A 16,010-nucleotide genomic window follows, 5' to 3' on the forward strand; every position below is an offset into this window, starting at 1 on the left:
AAAGTAAAAGTACGATTGAACATTTCAGGACATAGTGAAAATAGGCTTATAGCAAAACAGTTTCATGCCAGGCATAAAACAGGGTGTACTGCTTTCGTCTTCTTTCATCCGGACTATACCGTCGGCTCTGGATTTGCACCAGATCTGCAGATCAATCGAAATTGACCGCTCGTGGGCTGATTTAGGAATAGAGATTTACTACCCTGAAATTACCACCGGTGGGGAATCTCACCCCGCCCTGAAGCGATGTAGGGCCATTATAGTCCTGATTTTTAAAAGATGGGATAGTTTGGCCAGTCACGAATTTGCAGAATTTCAGATAAGCAAAACAGATTATCTGAATTACTACAGTCCTTTAGCAAAAAACTGGAAACATGTTATGTTGCTATTAACAATAGAAATTGATCAATCATTCTGACAATGAAGAAAACCGAGCTGATCCATAATAATCCATTTTCTCCCTTGCTGTTTTGTGATGCAAAGGTTTTGCGTTATCTCAATATTTTGGGCGTTGCGCTGATTGCAGTCAGTTTGCTGTATTTAATGGCTGCGAACTGGTGGATGCTACCGAATCAGGTACAGTTAGCAATTCCAATGCTGGTTTTACTCTGTAGTGCAATAGCCAGCATTTACTTTAATCAGCGGGAATGGATCAGACAGAGTCTGGATACTGTATCTGGCCTGATGCTGGGCTTAAGTCTGGTGGTGATTGGGCAGATCTATCAGACTGGTGCGGATAGTTATCAGTTATTTCTGCTCTGGGCCGTATTGCTGTTGCCGTGGCTATATCGACCAAATATCGGGGTTTTTGCCATGCTTTGTGTGGTCAGTCAGCTGGCATTGTATTTTTACTTTAAGCAAAGTTTCTGGATGATACGGGCAGAAGGATTATATCTACTGACTTTGAATCTACTGACGGCCATCAGCTTTGCCTTTGCCATACGTTATTATTCGTTACTGCGATATCTGTTTATTGCATTCATTATCATGATTTCGATCAGCAGTATGATGCAGTTTACCCATCATTTTCAGCTGATCTATCTGGCTTCTTCAGTTGTTCTACCAGCAGGGGCTGCATTTTATTTTTATCGTAAGCATCAGGCACTAGAAACCATTTTACTGATTGCAGGCTTGGCTGCCAGTTTGAGCCTATGGCTGTTTGAACTGGTGGACGATCAGCTTACCAATTCAGCAGCGGGCTTATTTATCTTGGCAATGCTGATCTTTGGCTGGTTTGCGCTGATCAGTTTTGCCCTAAAGAAAATTTTTCCACAAACCAAATTCTCCGTCATTCCTTTGGCACTTGGTGCATGGATAGCTGGAATTATTCTGGCAGTCTTATTACTGACCTATTGGAAAGCAGTTTCAATTGTTTTAGGTCTCATTTTTATTGGCATCGCTTGGAAATTATTAAGTCAAAAGAATTCCATATTTCTACGTCAGTTTGCCTATTGTCTTTGGGTTTGCGGGCAAGCTGCGGTATTAATTCATACGGAACTGCTCACCGATAGTCTGTTTATAGTGTGGCTGTTGCAATTAATGATGCTGGCTCTGACTGTGATCAAAAGGATGCACTGGTTCATTCTAACCTTACAGCTCTTGATAGCTCATGCTTTAGCAATTGTGGTTTTGGCATTAGAGAATTCCTTTAAGCATGATGATATTGTAATCACGCTTGCCCTAAGCTTGAACTATGTCATTTTTATCGGGCTAATTCTAACCGCTAGATATTGGCAGTCCTCAATTTATCAGAAAAGTATTCTGCTCTGGATCATTGCTATGCTGACAGGTTCAGCCGTGGTTCAATCTGTGACTGGATTAGAGCACTGGCAGGGCATCGGGCAGATCAGCCTTGACCACGTTCTACTGTTTTATGTTCTTCCGAGCTTATTGTTGCTTGGTTTTATCTGGCAAAACTGGCAGCAATTTTCTGAAAAATTGCTCTGGCTGATTCCTGTATTTGGCATCTTACTCATTCTGTTGGGCTATTTTGAGATTTTTATTATTATGCTGCTTATGGCGTGGGCCATTGTTTATAAGCAGTCCTTGATTCAGGCCTTAACCATCTTGCTGTTAATCTTCTGGTTATGGATGCTGTATTACAATCTGGGCTTAAGTTTTCTATTAAAAAGCATCAGTATCTTTGCTTCTGGGATACTGGTCTTGTTGTTGGCATATATGTTGAAGCAGTCATCAAAACTGCAACATGAGCAAGGAGAGGCAAGATGAAAAAGTTTCTTCCTTTGCATCTAGCTATTTTCAGTATTGCCTTATTTTGTGGATTGATTGCGCAACATGAATGGCATCTTCGAGATAGCCAAAGTATTTATGTGGAGCTGGCACCAGTAGATCCGCGATCAATTCTGCAAGGAGATTACATGGCGCTGAATTATGATCTGCATTTTAGTGCACTAGCAGCGGAGAATAGATCAGAACAATCAGAACCTAAAATCAGTATTCAAGATTTTGAAAACCAGTCCCGTGTACTAAGCTATGTACAGCTTGATGAGCAAGGAAAAGTGGTCAAAACCAGTTTTGATCGAAGTGCGCTGGATCAGCCACGCTCAGCGCGACTAATCCTGAAAAATCCACGGAATACCTTTGAAGGCTTATATCCGGCTGCCAACAGTTTTATGTTCGCTGAGGGACTTGAGCCTTGTTATCGTAATGCTAAATTCGCCGAATTAAAGCTAAAAGAAAATGGAGAAACTTTGTTGGCTGACCTGGTAGATCAAAATCTTAAGTCCTTAAACTGTGAGAACCGAAAAAGCTGGTGGCAGGGGCGTTAGTTTTATTTTAATCAGCCCATAAAAAAGCCCGCGAGAAGCGAGCTTTTGAGAATCTTGTTGAACCAGCTTAGGCAACCTGTACCGGAATGCAATTTGCAGTGTGATTCACAGTGTTATCCGGGTTGGCATAAACCAGACGTGGTTTATGAGCATTGGCTTCGGCTTCAGTGAAATCACCAAATGTTGCGATAATCACGATATCACCAACATCAGCCTGGTGCGCAGCACCACCATTCACAGAAATAATCCCTGAATTATCTTCACCACGAATGGCATAAGTAGTAAAACGCTTACCATTGGTCACGTTCCAAACATGAATTTCTTCGTATTCACGAATGCCAGCTAGATCCATCAAAACGCCATCAATTGCACATGAACCTTCATAGTGTAATTCTGCATGTGTAACAAAAGCGCGATGAATTTTGCATTTTAATAAACGAGATAGCATGGCTAGCGTCCCCTTAGTTGACCTAAGACTTTGATCTTATGGTTGAATCAATTTCTACGACACTGGATAAGTGGGTAGGCTTGCGCATTTTGCGCCTAAATGGCCAGCAAGGCAAGCGGAATTGTCCAGCAATTTATGAATGTTTAGTTCGGTTTATAAGCATTGATTTGATTCATTGCCTGTTGTACTTCACCGTTCACCAGCATTTTGGCGCGAGCAAGTGCATGGGCAATTGCATCGTCCATTAACTCTTGTTCACTGCTTGGTGCTTTACTCAGGACATGACCAGAAACACGGTCTTTAGAACCTGGGTGACCAATACCAATGCGTAGACGATGAAAGTTCGGACCGATATGCGGCACGATATCGCGTAAACCGTTATGTCCACCATGACCACCGCCAGTTTTCAGGCGAATAATGCCTGGATTCATATCCAGTTCATCATGGGCAATCAGGATTGATTCGGGTGCGATATTGTAAAATTTGGCGAAAGGAACAACACTTTTACCGGAAAGGTTCATGAATGTTGTAGGTAGAAGGAGACGGACGTCTTGACCTTCGATATTGCCACGACCGCTGAATCCATTGAATTTAGGGTCTTTTTTAAGGCTAATGCCATATTGATCTGCAAGGCGTTCTACAAACCAGAAGCCTGCATTATGGCGGGTTTGAGCATACTCAGAACCTGGGTTGCCCAAACCTACAATCAGTGAAATATTTGACACTAATCTACACCATTAACACTTATGCGCGTTTAAAGTCAGCGTGCATTGGAGTGTTTTTAGCTGGGTGACGTTGTAACGCTTGAATTTTAACGCTTTCAACTTTACCGTTTACATCAATTTCGATTACTTCTTCGAAGAATGAGTTGCTTTCTAAGAATTTAACAAGCTGACGAAGTTCAAGAGAAACAGCTACAGGAGCAGCTTCGCCACCATAGATGATCGCTGGAACTTTAGCAGCATGACGAAGGCGGCGGCTCGAACCTTTCCCTTGTTGTGCTACTTCACGTGCTTCTGCGTTTAATACGAAGTTTGCCATGATAGACATCCTATTTAAGTTTTAAATGAACCGGACCTGCGACCGATCCGGTGATAGAAAGCCCCGCCAAATGGCAGGGCTTTGGAAATTCAGCGCACTATTATAGATAAGAATCGAACATTGCGCTAATAGATTCTTCGTTGTTGATACGACGAATTGTTTCAGCAACCATGCTTGCAACTGAAACCTGGCGAATCTTGCCAAGAGCTAAAGCTTCTTCTGAAAGAGGGATGGTGTCAGTAACTACCAACTCATCGATCACAGAATTTTTCAGATTTTCAAGTGCTTTACCAGATAATACTGGGTGAGTCGCGTAAGCAACTACTTTGCGGGCACCGAAAGTTTTCAACGCATCAGCAGCTTTACAAAGCGTACCAGCAGTATCCACCATGTCATCAACGATCACACAGTCACGATCTTTCACATCACCAATCAAATGCATCACTTGTGATTCATTCGCTTTTTGACGACGTTTATCGATGATCGCCAGGTCGATATCACCCATCTGTTTCGCAACAGCACGAGCACGAACTACACCACCTACGTCAGGAGAAACAACCATCAGGTTATGATGCTGTTGTTGGCGTAAGTCAGCAAGCAGGGCTGGCGTACCGTAGATGTTGTCTACAGGAATATCGAAGAAACCTTGGATCTGGTCAGCGTGAAGGTCAATCATCACCACACGGTCAATACCTACAGTGGTCAGCATATCTGCAACAACTTTTGCAGTAATCGGCACACGGCTTGAACGGGGACGACGGTCTTGACGGGCATAACCGAAGTAAGGAATCACGGCAGTAATACGACCAGCACTTGCACGGCGTAACGCGTCAGCCATAACCAGGATTTCCATCAGGTTATCGTTGGTCGGTGCACAAGTAGGTTGTACGATGAATACGTCTTTACCACGAACATTTTCAGTGATCTCAACAGCGATTTCGCCATCAGAGAACTGGCCTACAGAGGCAGCGCCTAGAGGAATATGTAAGTGACTTACGACTTTTTGAGCGAATTGTGGATGCGCGGTTCCACTAAAAACGACAAGATTGGGCATGAAGCACCCTTGGCGGTTGGTATGTATGGAAGTAGATGGCAGGGGTAGCTGGATTCGAACCAACGAATGCCGGGATCAAAACCCGGTGCCTTACCACTTGGCGATACCCCTAATGCGGCAGAACTTTAATATTTTTGCGGTATTGTGTCAAGGTAAATTAACAGTCTTACAGCAAATGATGTTCTGTCTTTTTTCGAGAAAATGGCAGGGGCGGCTGGATTCGAACCAACGGATGCCGAGATCAAAACCCGGTGCCTTACCACTTGGCGACGCCCCTAGATTTGATGAACTGTAAGATGGCAGGGGTAGCTGGATTCGAACCAACGGATGCCGGGATCAAAACCCGGTGCCTTACCACTTGGCGATACCCCTAATACAGTACATCTACAGGTGAATAATGGCAGGGGTAGCTGGATTCGAACCAACGGATGCCGAGATCAAAACCCGGTGCCTTACCACTTGGCGATACCCCTATTGAACCTTGAAATGACGTAATGGCGATTCTTGCAGACTGTTCACCAGGTAAGATTTACATGGTGCATTCTCAAGAATGTCGGTCACATTCATATCATCAGTTACTTCGATAAAAACACAAGCACCTGTACCTGTAAGCTTTGCAACACCGAATTGATCGAGATATTGCATTGCCTCATCGACTTCTGGATATAGGCTTCTTGCCACTGGCTCAAAGTTATTTCCGAAATCAGATGGCTTTATCTGATAGGCGCAAAATTTAGAGGGCTTCGTGTCTCTTGTCAACGTTTTTTGTGAAAAAAGCTGTTGAGTGCTGATAAAACAGTCAGGTTTTAACACAATGAACTGTTTTTGATCTAAGTCTATGAATGTTAAGTGTTCACCAATACCTTCAGCCCAAGCATTGCGACCATGAACAAAAATAGGCACATCCGCGCCCAGCTTGACGCCGAGCTCTGCCAGTTGCTCAGAATTTAAGCCACAATGCCATAACTGATTCAGCACAATCAAGGTCGTTGCTGCATTGGATGAGCCACCACCAAGACCTGCACCCATGGGAATATTCTTCTCTAGTCGAATGATCAGACCAGAAGGCGTTTTGGCATAAGGCTGCAAAATCTGCGTTGCACGATAGATGAGATTCTGTTCCAAATCGACTGAGGCTAGACCTTCAATCTGAATCTGCTGATCATCTGTTTGCTCAAACTCTAGCCAGTCACACAAATCTATCAACTGAAAGATACTTTGCAGCTCGTGATAACCATCCGGACGGCGACCGGTGATATGGAGAAACAAATTCAGTTTTGCAGGTGAGGGAACACGAATCATCATAGGCTTGCATCAGACCAGTTAACGGTTTTGAATCACCATTGTAATACGGTTTTCACCCCCATTCTCAAGCGACTGCTTTAAAATCAAGCGGTTTGGAACAGTTGCCTGCTGGTTATAACTCAGATCTACCATCCAGCCTTGTTCAATAATCTGGCTGATACGCTGTGAGCTGTCTTTCTGGATCTGGGCTGATTGTGTCGCAGGACGTGCCTGTACCCAATCGACTAAATGACTAATCGGGGCTTGCCAGCCGGTTGCACGTTGCAATAGTTCTTCTGCCGTTGCTGCCTTGATCAGACCGGTTTTGGCACTATTCAACGTCACCTGACCAGGAGTACCTGAAATCTGGGTTTTTCCGGCACCTAAGATACCAGTCAGTTCAATATCAAACTCTTCCTGCTGCTGCACCCAGGTAAAAAAGGCACTGCCGCTTTGCTGAGGTGTACGTACCCCGATTTTACCTTGCAGCTGGAACTGGTTTTCAGCCTGTACCGATGGCGTGACAGGCGCTTTTTGCTGCACCATCTGCTGACAACCACTCATGAATAGGGCAGTAGAAGCAAGGAAACAGCAGCCTAAAGTACTTATGTTGCGCATAAAAGAATGGACTCGTTCAGGATTGTGGTGCTAACAATAGCGAATTAAGTTGGTTTAATTCTGGGTCATTTGGATGGTTTTGTTGTAATTGTTGTAACACTTGATGGAATTGTTGTAGATCGCCCTTCATATAAAGCGAACGTGCATAACGGACGCCAATTTTCGCACTTGGATTCAGTTCATAGGCTTTAAGCAGCACTTGGGCAGCCGTAGCAAAGTCATTTTGCAAATAACAGATATAGCCATAGGTATCCAGAATAGAAGCCTGTTCTGGTGCGTATTCCAGTGCCTGTTCAGCATAGCGCCGTGCTTCATCCAGACGGCGATTTTGTCGCGCCAGTGTATAGGCATAAGCATTCAGATAGGTTGGACTATTCGGCTCGATTTTAAGCAGGGTTTTTAACAGCTGATCTAGTTGATCACGGTCTTCATGCGGATCTAACAACAAGACTTGAGCATAGACCAGTTCCGGATCATCCGGCAGGTTTTTGCTGGCTTCTTCCAGAATTCGGATCGCTGCGTTCTTATTATTCATGCGTTTCAGAATATCCGCTTGAGCCAGATACAGGAAACTGGCATGTTGCGGATAATTGACCCGTTCCTGAGTCAGAAAGCGCAGCGCATCATGCAATTTATCCTGCTCGGCAAAGATCGCAATGATATTGCGTCGTGAGACCGTATACAGGCTGCCATCCACCAGGCGGTAATACGCCTTGGCGGTTTCATAATGCTGTTTGCGTTCTGCATTGACCGCCAGATAGTAATAGGCTTCATTCTGGTACTGAGCCGAATAACGGAGCTCAACCAGGTATTTTTCAGCTCGTTCATATTGCTGCAGGTCAATACTGGTCAGACCGGCAATAAACAGTGCTTCTTCGTGTTGTGGTGATTTTTTCAGGATCGTTTCTAGTTTCTGTAAGGCCTTTTCAGCTTCATTTAGCTTGATCAGGTATTTAACCTCAGCCAGACGTATATCCATGTTATTGCGATGTTTGCGACTGGCTTTCTCGTACCATTTCAGCGTTTCCGCATCATCACCCAATGCCGCCAACAGATTGGCTTTCATCAGGATATAACCAGTCGACTTTGGACGTTTTTTTAAGGCGCGATTAATAGTGTTGAGAGCCTGCTCTAACTGACCTTTTTGTGCCTCCAGACCGGCGACCAAAACCAGAATCGAAGGATTGTCTTTGGCTTTGCTAGTACTTAGAGCCTGAATTAAATATTCACGGTCATCCGGCTCATCCGGGGCAATCCCGGCCAGAATTTCTTCCAGATCGGCGTTATCATCAATTTTCAGGATCTTTTCCAGCGTTTCTGCCGCCAGTTCGTACTCATGCGCTTTTAAGGCAATATGCGCCAGATAGAATAATGCCGGCACATCCTGTGGTTCTTGAACGACCCAGTGGGTAGAAATATCCAGCGCTGCATTCAGGTCTTCATGTTCGAGGGCGATATTGAGTGCGCGCTGTTTAACCGCGGTGGAATTGCTTTTAATGGCCAGCACAGTATAGTTGTGTAAAGCGTTTGGAATATCGCGATAGGCGAGTGCGAACTCGGCTATCATACTTTGTTTTATCGCATCATAATTTTGATTTGCATGGTAAACTGCTTCTGCTGCATAAAGATGAGCAGTTGAAGCCATGCTAACCACCAGCAAGAATGTGGTAGAATATTGCTTAATGGTAGGGCCGTTTATACGGCTAGTTGTTAGACGCAATTTTTCTTTATCCAAGTAATGCTTTTTATGACACCGATGTTGCACAATAGCATAAATTTAGTGAAATGATGACCTGATATGTCTTTCTTTGCATTGGGTGTCAACCATCAAACTGCCTCTGTAGAGCTGCGCGAAAAGATTGCTTTTAACCCTGAAAAGTTAAGCATTTTACTTGCCGAGCAAAGCCAGCACCCTGTACTGAATGATATGGTGGTGGTGTCTACATGTAACCGGACCGAAGTTTACGCGATGTCGGACAATGTCGACATGGTGCTGAACTGGCTCGCCCAGACCAATGGTATTGATCCCAAGCAATTACAGAATCATGTTTATCGTTATGAGAATGCGCAAGCCGTCACTCATCTGATGCGTGTCGCCAGTGGTCTCGACTCCCTGATGCTTGGTGAACCGCAGATTCTGGGACAGGTCAAAACCGCACTCTCTCTTGCCAAAAAATCTAAAACCGTTTCGCAAAACCTGAATCGTATCTTTGAATATGCCTTTTATGCGGCCAAGCGTGTGCGCTCGGAAACAGCAGTCGGCAGTCATGCAGTATCGATGGGCTATGCAGTTGCACAATTAGCATTGCAAGTATTTAGCCGGCCTGAGCAGTTAACTGTAATGGTCGTGGCAGCCGGGGAAATGAACAGTCTGGTGGCCAAACATCTGGCAGAAATGGGCGTCAGAAAAATCATTATCTGTAACCGAACTCGTGCTCGTGCAGAGAATCTGGCGCAGGAAATTGCCCACCGTGCAGAAGTCGAGATTATTGATTTTGATCAGTTGGCAGCAAACTTGCATCGTGCAGATGTGATTTCCAGTTGTACCGGTAGTTTGCATCAAGTCATTCACTATCCGGATGTCAAAGCTGCCTTAAAGAAGCGCCGTTACCAGCAAATGCTGTTGGTCGATCTGGCTGTACCGCGTGATATTGATCCAAAAGTTGAAAAGCTGGATGGAGTTTATCTCTATGGCGTGGACGATCTGCAAAGCGTGATTGATGAAAACCTGGCGCAGCGTCGTCAGGCAGCGGTCGAAGCAGAAGTGATGGTCAATCAACTGGCGACTGAGTTGATCACCCAGCAGAAGGTGAGTGAGGCGGGTAGTACGATTCATGCTTACCGGGATTATGGGGAAAGCTTACGTCAGGAAGAACTGGCAACTGCTATGCAACGTATTGCCAAAGGTGAAAGTGCTGAAACAGTATTGGCCGAATTTTCTCATCGTTTGACTCAAAAACTTCTGCATCCGACCTCAATCATGCTGCGTGAAGCTGCCAAAGCTGAAGATCCAAGCTATTTTGAAATGCTACAGAACAGTTTACAGGACGTGGTACAGCATCGCCGTAAGGTTAAACATTAAAATGATGTTGGAATAACTTTCCGATATTTAAAAGGTGTTTAAAATAAACGCCTTTTTTATTTCTTGGTTTTTAATCTTCGAGTAAGGTCATGGAACGTTTTTTATCAATTTCATAAATCCGCATCTTGAGATTTTTCATCTCCGCGATGCTACTAAACTTTTTCGATTTTAATTTGTGTTGTAAGCATTGATATTGCAGCTTGATCGAGAAGTCTGCCGCCAGTTTATCTGCCTGCTCAGGAGAAGAGGTGTAATCGCTGACATTGGCATGTTGCAGGATATGCTGTAACTCATGATGATGTGCAGCACAGGCACCGAGTACATAATAAGTTGACAGTTCCGGGTCATCCGGCAATTCATCAAAAATCACATTAAATATATTCAGAATCTTGAATAGCAATTGATCTTCACTGACCAGTGCACGTAGTGGTTCAAAATGAATATACAGATAAGGATGATTCAACAGAATCGCAATGACATATTCTTCGGCATCAATTTTGGTGCTAAAGCTTAGAGATGCGTCATTATTGACTTTGGGTTGCCATTTGCGGCTAAAACCGAGTTTTTCCCGGAAGAACTGTTGCAGCAAATAACGAAATGAGCCAGCTTTTGGCAACAATTCGGTTAATTGACGCAGCTCGCCCATCACCTGACTTTTACCTTCAGGCGTTGCAATGTCGTGATTCTGGGTGAGATGAGCAAAGACAAAGTCAGAGAGCAACGGTGCCTGATCCAGCAGACGGCGGAAATTTTCAATGCCTTCACGACGAATCAGGGAGTCTGGGTCATGGTCATTCGGCAGGACAAAGAATTTGAGCTCACGCCCATCGTTCAGTAAGGGTAGAGCAATTTCCAGAGTACGGCGTGCCGCTTTTTGTCCAGCCGCATCACCATCAAAAGCAATGGTAATCCGGTTATTCTGCTTGAACAGAATATTTAGGTGATCAGTATTACTTGCTGTTCCCAAAGTAGCCACTGCACCATGAATGCCATATTGCTGCAAGGCAATGACATCCATATAGCCTTCCACCATCAGCCAGTCTTGAGCTTTCTGCTTGCGACCTTCATACAGGCCATACAATAACTGGTTTTTATGGAAAACTTCTGAATCTGGTGAGTTGATGTATTTCGGTTTAATTTCGTCATTTAGTGCACGACCACCAAAACCGACCACAAGGCCTTTACTATCCCGAATCGGGAAGATGACACGATCACGGAGCAGGTCAAAATCCCGGCCACTGTCACTGGTACGGATCAGACCTAAAAGTTTGAGACCTTCAATATCCTGTGGGAAGGCTTTTTCCAGATGTTGCCAGTCTTCCGGTGCATAACCGAGTCGCCAGTAAGCAATCGTTTCTGCGGTCAGACCACGCTGTTTAAAATATTGCTGGGCACTTGGACTGTTGGGTAGCTGACGCTCATAAAACTGCGCAATATTTTCCAGCAAGTCATATAAGTTGCCATCTGCTTGTGCTTCTGCTGTAGGCATTTGCTCAAAAGCGGCAAAAGGGTCATCTGTATAAAATTCAGCTTCAGGTGTCTGAATTTCAGCAAATGGATCAAAATAAGCAGACTGTTCAGGCGTCGGATTTGTAGATGTATCCGCAGTTTTTGCTGGTGATGCTGCAACCGGTTTTGGTTTAGCTTCGCGTTTGTATTTTAAGCGGTTGGAATCTTTATTGTCTTTAGGCAGTTCAATTCCGGTCTGGCTGGACAGATCTTTCATCACTTCAATGAAATTGCGGCTGCCAATATCCATTAAAAAGCGAATGGCATTACCATTGGCCTGACAGCCAAAGCAGTGGAAATACTGCTTGTCACGGTAGACGTGAAAAGAAGGCGATTTTTCCTGATGGAAAGGGCAACAACCCGAATAGGTACGGCCAGTTTTTTTTAGTTTCACGTATTGACCAATCACATCGACAATATCGGTGCGATCGAGAATCTGATCAATCGTATGCTGAGGAATGGCCATGGTTTGCTAAGCTTCTCGTGCTGCGTTATTTAGGTGTTAAATCATTGAAAATTAAGAGCAGGATGATTTATCCAACGCTATAAATGAATTAATTGGTATAACCCGTTTGCACAATTTGTTCAAGCATTGCTCAGAAAATGCAAAAGGGCAAGTATGATAACTTGCCCTTTGCAAAAATGCACCTGTAACAGTTGGCTTATTCAGCAGTCGGTTCAGGTAGCTCAGTTTCAGAGGTTTTTGGACGATCGAGTAGACCAAACGTCATGCGATTGGTCAAACTGCGTTTTTCTGCCTGTGCTTCAGATGATTGGCTAGACGTATCGGTCACGGTTTTGGCTTCTTTACCGAAAATACCCAAAGTCGCACGGTTGAAGAAACTGCCTTCACTACGTGCTGCACGCAGGTTTACGGTACCATCGGCATTCACCAGACCTGGATAGTTCAGTTTCAGCACTTCGATATATTGCTGTGCTGTCGCTTTGTCACCTAGTTTGTCATAGCCATAAGCAACAGTTGCCAGCGCTTCTGGAATCTGTGGCGTTTGTGGATAGTGTTCAATTACCCATAAACCACGTTCAACAGCAGCCAAATATGCTTTACGCTTGATATTGAAACGGGCCGCATTCATTTCGCTTTCTGCCAGTTCCTGACCGATAAACTTCATACGTTGTGCAGCGTCTACTGCATAGGGGCTTGATGGATAGCGACGAATGAAATCGACAAAATTCTGGTAAGCTACTTTCAGGTAGCTCACATCACGGTGTGACTGTTTTAGTGAGGTATAACGCAGCAGGCCATTATAGTTCTGCTCCATATTCGCTACGCCACGGACATAGTAAGCATAGTCGACATTTGGATGTTGCGGATTCAGACGGATAAAGCGTTCTGCCAGTGCCACTGCACCTTCATAATCTTTTTGCTGGAATTTGACATACAGCAGTTCCAGTTGCGCCTGCGGTGCATACTGGCTGGTTGGATAATAGGTTTCCAGTGCTTCGAGCTGTTTTGCTGCATCAGTATATTGTTTGCGATCTAGCGCGTTCTGTGCTTTTTGGATATAAACCTGTTCGCTAGATTCTGGACCTTTGTCCACGACTTCTTTTTTTGGATTACTGCTACAGCCTACCATTGCCGATGCAATGCCTAACGTCACAGCAAGCATTGTCATTTTATAATGTGGTAGCGACATAAAAATTCCTCTGTTAATACGGGCAATGAGCTACAATTGCACTATTAAACCACTTTTGTCTGAATGAGCAAATGAGTCAAGCACAATCTTCCAATTCTAATATCCCTGATACTGATTTCAATTTACTTGAAGATTCTGAGGATGCAGATAACCATACTTCAGACGCAACTGCAACACGTTTATCGTTGCAATTTCAATTGGATGAAAGTTATATCGGGCAACGTATCGACCAGATTGCGGCCATGGTCTGGAGCGATTTTTCTCGAGAAAAGCTCAAACAATGGATCAAAGACGGCAATTTATTAGTGAATGGTCAACCAGTTAAGCCGAAATTTAAAAGTGACGGTTTTGAAACACTGACTTTAAACGTTGAACTGGAGGCACAAACCCGTAGCCTACCTGAAGATATTCCACTGGATATCGTCTATGAAGATGATGACATTATTGTCATTAACAAACCAGTGGGCATGGTGGTGCATCCGGGTGCAGGCAATATGACCGGTACGCTGGTTAATGCCTTGCTGCATCATTATCCGAAATCTTCTGAACTGGCGCGTGCAGGTTTAGTGCACCGGATCGATAAAGATACTAGTGGTCTATTGGTTGTCGCTAAAAATCTGGAAGCGCAGTTTGCGCTTAGCAAGCAGCTTGAGAAAAAGACCGTCTACCGTGTGTATGACCTGATCGTATATGGCAACATCATTGCCGGCGGTACCATTGATGAACCGATTAAACGTCATCCAGTGGATCGTGTGAAAATGGCAGTCCTGCCAGGCGGTAAGGAAGCGGTGACGCACTACAATGTGAAAGAACGCTTCCAGCATTTCACCCGTATTCAGGCACGTCTGGAAACCGGTCGTACGCACCAGATTCGTGTGCACTTTAGCTACCTGGGCTATGGTCTGGTGGGTGATCAGGTCTATATGCCACGTGTGCGTATGCCAGCCGGTGCTTCGCAATTGCTGGATGACACCTTGCGTGGTTTTAAACGTCAGGCACTGCATGCAGCGACTCTAGGCCTGAAACATCCACGTACCAAAGAAGAAATGACCTTTAATGCGCCGTGGCCAGAAGACTTCGCCAATCTGGTTGAAGTGCTGCGTAGCGAAAACAAGGCCTATTAATTTTTCATTCTATTAGCAGTCATTAAAAAAAGGGAAGCGACATGCAATTTGTACAAGGTTTGCCTCAAGGCGTTTATGTGGGTCAGACCCGTGTTCATCATGAACAGGTACAGCCTTCAGCCCAGCCAGAACTGGCCGGCTTTAACCTGGCTTTGCATGTCAATGATGATGCTGCACGTGTACAGAAGCATCGCATCCAGCTGTTGAAAGACTTCCAGCCTTTTGGTGTGGACAAAATTACCTGGATGACACAGACGCATAGCACCATTTGTCATACCATCAATGAGCAGATGCCTTTCGAGGCATTGGTCGGCGATGGCCTGGTCACACAGCGCAAGGCCCATGCCTTGATGATGATGACGGCAGACTGCTTACCTGTGGTACTGGGTAATGCTGAAGGCACTGAAGTAGCCAATCTGCATGCGGGTTGGCGTGGGCTGGCAGGCGGTATCGTTGAAAATACCATTGCCGCGATGCAATCCAAGCCTACCTGGGCGTGGCTCGGTGCAGCGATCAGCCAGCCTTGTTTTGAAATTGGCTCAGAAGTAAAAGAAGCTTTCTGTTCCAAATATCCTGAACTGGACAGTGCATTTCAGGCAGGGGAACAGGCCGGAAAATACTATGCGGATCTGTATGCGATTGCGCGTTACATCTTACAGCAGCAGGGTGTTGAGACTGTTTTAGGTGGCGATCAGTGTTCATATCGTCAGGCGGATGAATACTTTTCCTATCGCCGTGAAGCCAAAACCGGACGCATGGCAACATTCGTGTTTATGGCATGAAAATGTTAAACTTGATTGAAATTCTTGGTTTTTGATTGTTATGTCCCTATCTTCCCAATCTGTTGCGATTGTTTATCACAGTCCTTATGGACACACGGCTAAAGTGGCAAACTTCATTGCCGAAGGCGCACAAAAAACTGGTGTCCAGGTGCATATGATGAATGTGGAACAGGTGGATTGGGAGGTGTTGGACGCTGCCGATGCAATTGTATTTGGCTGTCCGACCTATATGGGTAGTCTGACTTCTGCCATGAAGTTATTTATGGAGCAGTCGTCCAAGCGCTGGCTGGCACGTAGCTGGCAAGGCAAGCTGGCAGCAGCCTTTACCAATGGTGGTGGCTTAAGTGGGGACAAGCTGGCTGTCTTGCAGCAGATTAATCTGTTTGCGATGCAACATGGCATGTTGTGGTCAGGTCTACCGTTAATGCCGACAGGTCGTGCCACTACCGATCTGAATCGTATGTCGAGCTTTCTGGGTCTCATGACCCAATCTGATAATGCGCCTGTTGAAGTGACACCACCGGAAGGGGATTTACAAACCGCGATCTGGTTTGGTGAATATATTGCCTTGACACTGGCCCGTCTGAATCTGAAAGCCTAATTCGATCCATAAAAAAACCTCCA

15 protein-coding genes, 4 tRNA genes and 1 riboswitch are annotated in these 16,010 nt (G+C 44.9%); of the genes, 6 read left to right on the plus strand and 13 right to left on the minus strand.

The genetic code is table 11. The annotated features are described in order from the left end of the window. Window positions 1-92 precede the first annotated feature (92 nt). Window positions 93-249: riboswitch (FMN riboswitch) on the minus strand. Between the two features lie 171 nt (window positions 250-420). Continuing rightward, the gene (locus tag FTU46_RS03895) at window positions 421-2,229 is read left to right on the plus strand and encodes a DUF2157 domain-containing protein (protein WP_180010588.1); all 1,809 of its coding nucleotides are present in this window, start codon (window positions 421-423) and stop codon (window positions 2,227-2,229) included. Beyond that, a complete protein-coding gene (locus FTU46_RS03900; protein ID WP_180010590.1) occupies window positions 2,226-2,789 on the plus strand; it encodes a GDYXXLXY domain-containing protein in 564 nt (187 codons plus the stop codon). The genes FTU46_RS03895 and FTU46_RS03900 overlap by 4 nt, the downstream gene beginning before the upstream one ends. A gap of 67 nt (window positions 2,790-2,856) precedes the next feature. Here FTU46_RS03900 and panD read toward each other — a convergent pair whose 3' ends face one another. The 11 genes from panD to FTU46_RS03955 form a co-directional block, all read right to left on the minus strand. After that, window positions 2,857-3,237 carry an aspartate 1-decarboxylase gene (panD, locus tag FTU46_RS03905; protein WP_004784844.1) on the minus strand — a complete coding sequence of 127 codons (381 nt, stop codon included), beginning with the start codon at window positions 3,235-3,237 and terminating at the stop codon, window positions 2,857-2,859. Between the two features lie 143 nt (window positions 3,238-3,380). Next, complete coding sequence (pth, locus tag FTU46_RS03910) at window positions 3,381-3,962, minus strand: aminoacyl-tRNA hydrolase (protein ID WP_005236857.1); 582 nt, start codon at window positions 3,960-3,962, stop codon at window positions 3,381-3,383. A gap of 19 nt (window positions 3,963-3,981) precedes the next feature. Continuing rightward, window positions 3,982-4,278 (minus strand): 50S ribosomal protein L25, encoded by a 297-nt coding sequence (gene rplY, locus FTU46_RS03915; RefSeq protein WP_004784841.1) that lies wholly within the window; start codon window positions 4,276-4,278, stop codon window positions 3,982-3,984. Window positions 4,279-4,378: 100 nt separating this feature from the next. Continuing rightward, window positions 4,379-5,332, minus strand: a complete 954-nt coding sequence (locus FTU46_RS03920) for a ribose-phosphate pyrophosphokinase (RefSeq protein WP_004784839.1) — start codon at window positions 5,330-5,332, stop codon at window positions 4,379-4,381. A 36-nt stretch (window positions 5,333-5,368) separates the two neighbouring features. Then, window positions 5,369-5,443, minus strand: a tRNA-Gln gene (locus FTU46_RS03925). A 91-nt stretch (window positions 5,444-5,534) separates the two neighbouring features. Next, window positions 5,535-5,609: transfer RNA gene (locus FTU46_RS03930), tRNA-Gln, on the minus strand. Window positions 5,610-5,629: 20 nt separating this feature from the next. Next, window positions 5,630-5,704: transfer RNA gene (locus tag FTU46_RS03935), tRNA-Gln, on the minus strand. Between the two features lie 26 nt (window positions 5,705-5,730). Next, window positions 5,731-5,805 (minus strand) — tRNA-Gln (locus tag FTU46_RS03940). Then, the gene (gene ispE / locus FTU46_RS03945; protein ID WP_180104454.1) at window positions 5,804-6,634 is read right to left on the minus strand and encodes a 4-(cytidine 5'-diphospho)-2-C-methyl-D-erythritol kinase; all 831 of its coding nucleotides are present in this window, start codon (window positions 6,632-6,634) and stop codon (window positions 5,804-5,806) included. Before ispE ends, FTU46_RS03940 begins: the two co-directional genes overlap by 2 nt. Before the next feature lie 21 nt (window positions 6,635-6,655). Continuing rightward, on the minus strand, window positions 6,656-7,234 hold the full coding sequence (lolB, locus tag FTU46_RS03950; protein ID WP_180002117.1) for a lipoprotein insertase outer membrane protein LolB: 579 nt from the start codon (window positions 7,232-7,234) through the stop codon (window positions 6,656-6,658). A gap of 16 nt (window positions 7,235-7,250) precedes the next feature. Beyond that, on the minus strand, window positions 7,251-8,954 hold the full coding sequence (locus FTU46_RS03955) for a tetratricopeptide repeat protein (protein WP_159123462.1): 1,704 nt from the start codon (window positions 8,952-8,954) through the stop codon (window positions 7,251-7,253). A 78-nt stretch (window positions 8,955-9,032) separates the two neighbouring features. Here FTU46_RS03955 and hemA point away from each other — a divergent pair, with 78 nt between their 5' ends. Continuing rightward, window positions 9,033-10,316 carry a glutamyl-tRNA reductase gene (gene hemA, locus FTU46_RS03960; RefSeq protein ID WP_180104389.1) on the plus strand — a complete coding sequence of 428 codons (1,284 nt, stop codon included), beginning with the start codon at window positions 9,033-9,035 and terminating at the stop codon, window positions 10,314-10,316. Between the two features lie 70 nt (window positions 10,317-10,386). Here the strand turns inward: hemA and FTU46_RS03965 are convergent, their stop codons facing one another. Together FTU46_RS03965 and FTU46_RS03970 are read right to left on the minus strand one after the other, a co-directional pair. Continuing rightward, the gene (locus FTU46_RS03965; protein WP_180104390.1) at window positions 10,387-12,291 is read right to left on the minus strand and encodes a DNA primase; all 1,905 of its coding nucleotides are present in this window, start codon (window positions 12,289-12,291) and stop codon (window positions 10,387-10,389) included. Between the two features lie 196 nt (window positions 12,292-12,487). Then, a complete protein-coding gene (locus tag FTU46_RS03970) occupies window positions 12,488-13,480 on the minus strand; it encodes an outer membrane protein assembly factor BamD (protein ID WP_180104391.1) in 993 nt (330 codons plus the stop codon). Between the two features lie 71 nt (window positions 13,481-13,551). Between FTU46_RS03970 and rluD the strand changes: the two genes are divergently transcribed. Genes rluD through FTU46_RS03985 form a run of 3 tightly spaced genes read left to right on the plus strand, consistent with a single transcriptional unit; the run spans window position 13,552 to window position 15,987 of the window. Next, window positions 13,552-14,604, plus strand: a complete 1,053-nt coding sequence (gene rluD / locus FTU46_RS03975; RefSeq protein ID WP_004784827.1) for a 23S rRNA pseudouridine(1911/1915/1917) synthase RluD — start codon at window positions 13,552-13,554, stop codon at window positions 14,602-14,604. Window positions 14,605-14,645: 41 nt separating this feature from the next. Beyond that, window positions 14,646-15,386: a peptidoglycan editing factor PgeF gene (pgeF, locus tag FTU46_RS03980; RefSeq protein ID WP_180002112.1), complete on the plus strand. Its 741-nt coding sequence runs from the start codon at window positions 14,646-14,648 to the stop codon at window positions 15,384-15,386. A 40-nt stretch (window positions 15,387-15,426) separates the two neighbouring features. Continuing rightward, complete coding sequence (locus FTU46_RS03985) at window positions 15,427-15,987, plus strand: flavodoxin family protein (protein ID WP_159123468.1); 561 nt, start codon at window positions 15,427-15,429, stop codon at window positions 15,985-15,987. Window positions 15,988-16,010: the final 23 nt, after the last annotated feature.

This window comes from Acinetobacter sp. YH12108 (assembly GCF_013419055.1).
Taxonomy (GTDB): Bacteria; Pseudomonadota; Gammaproteobacteria; order Pseudomonadales; family Moraxellaceae; genus Acinetobacter.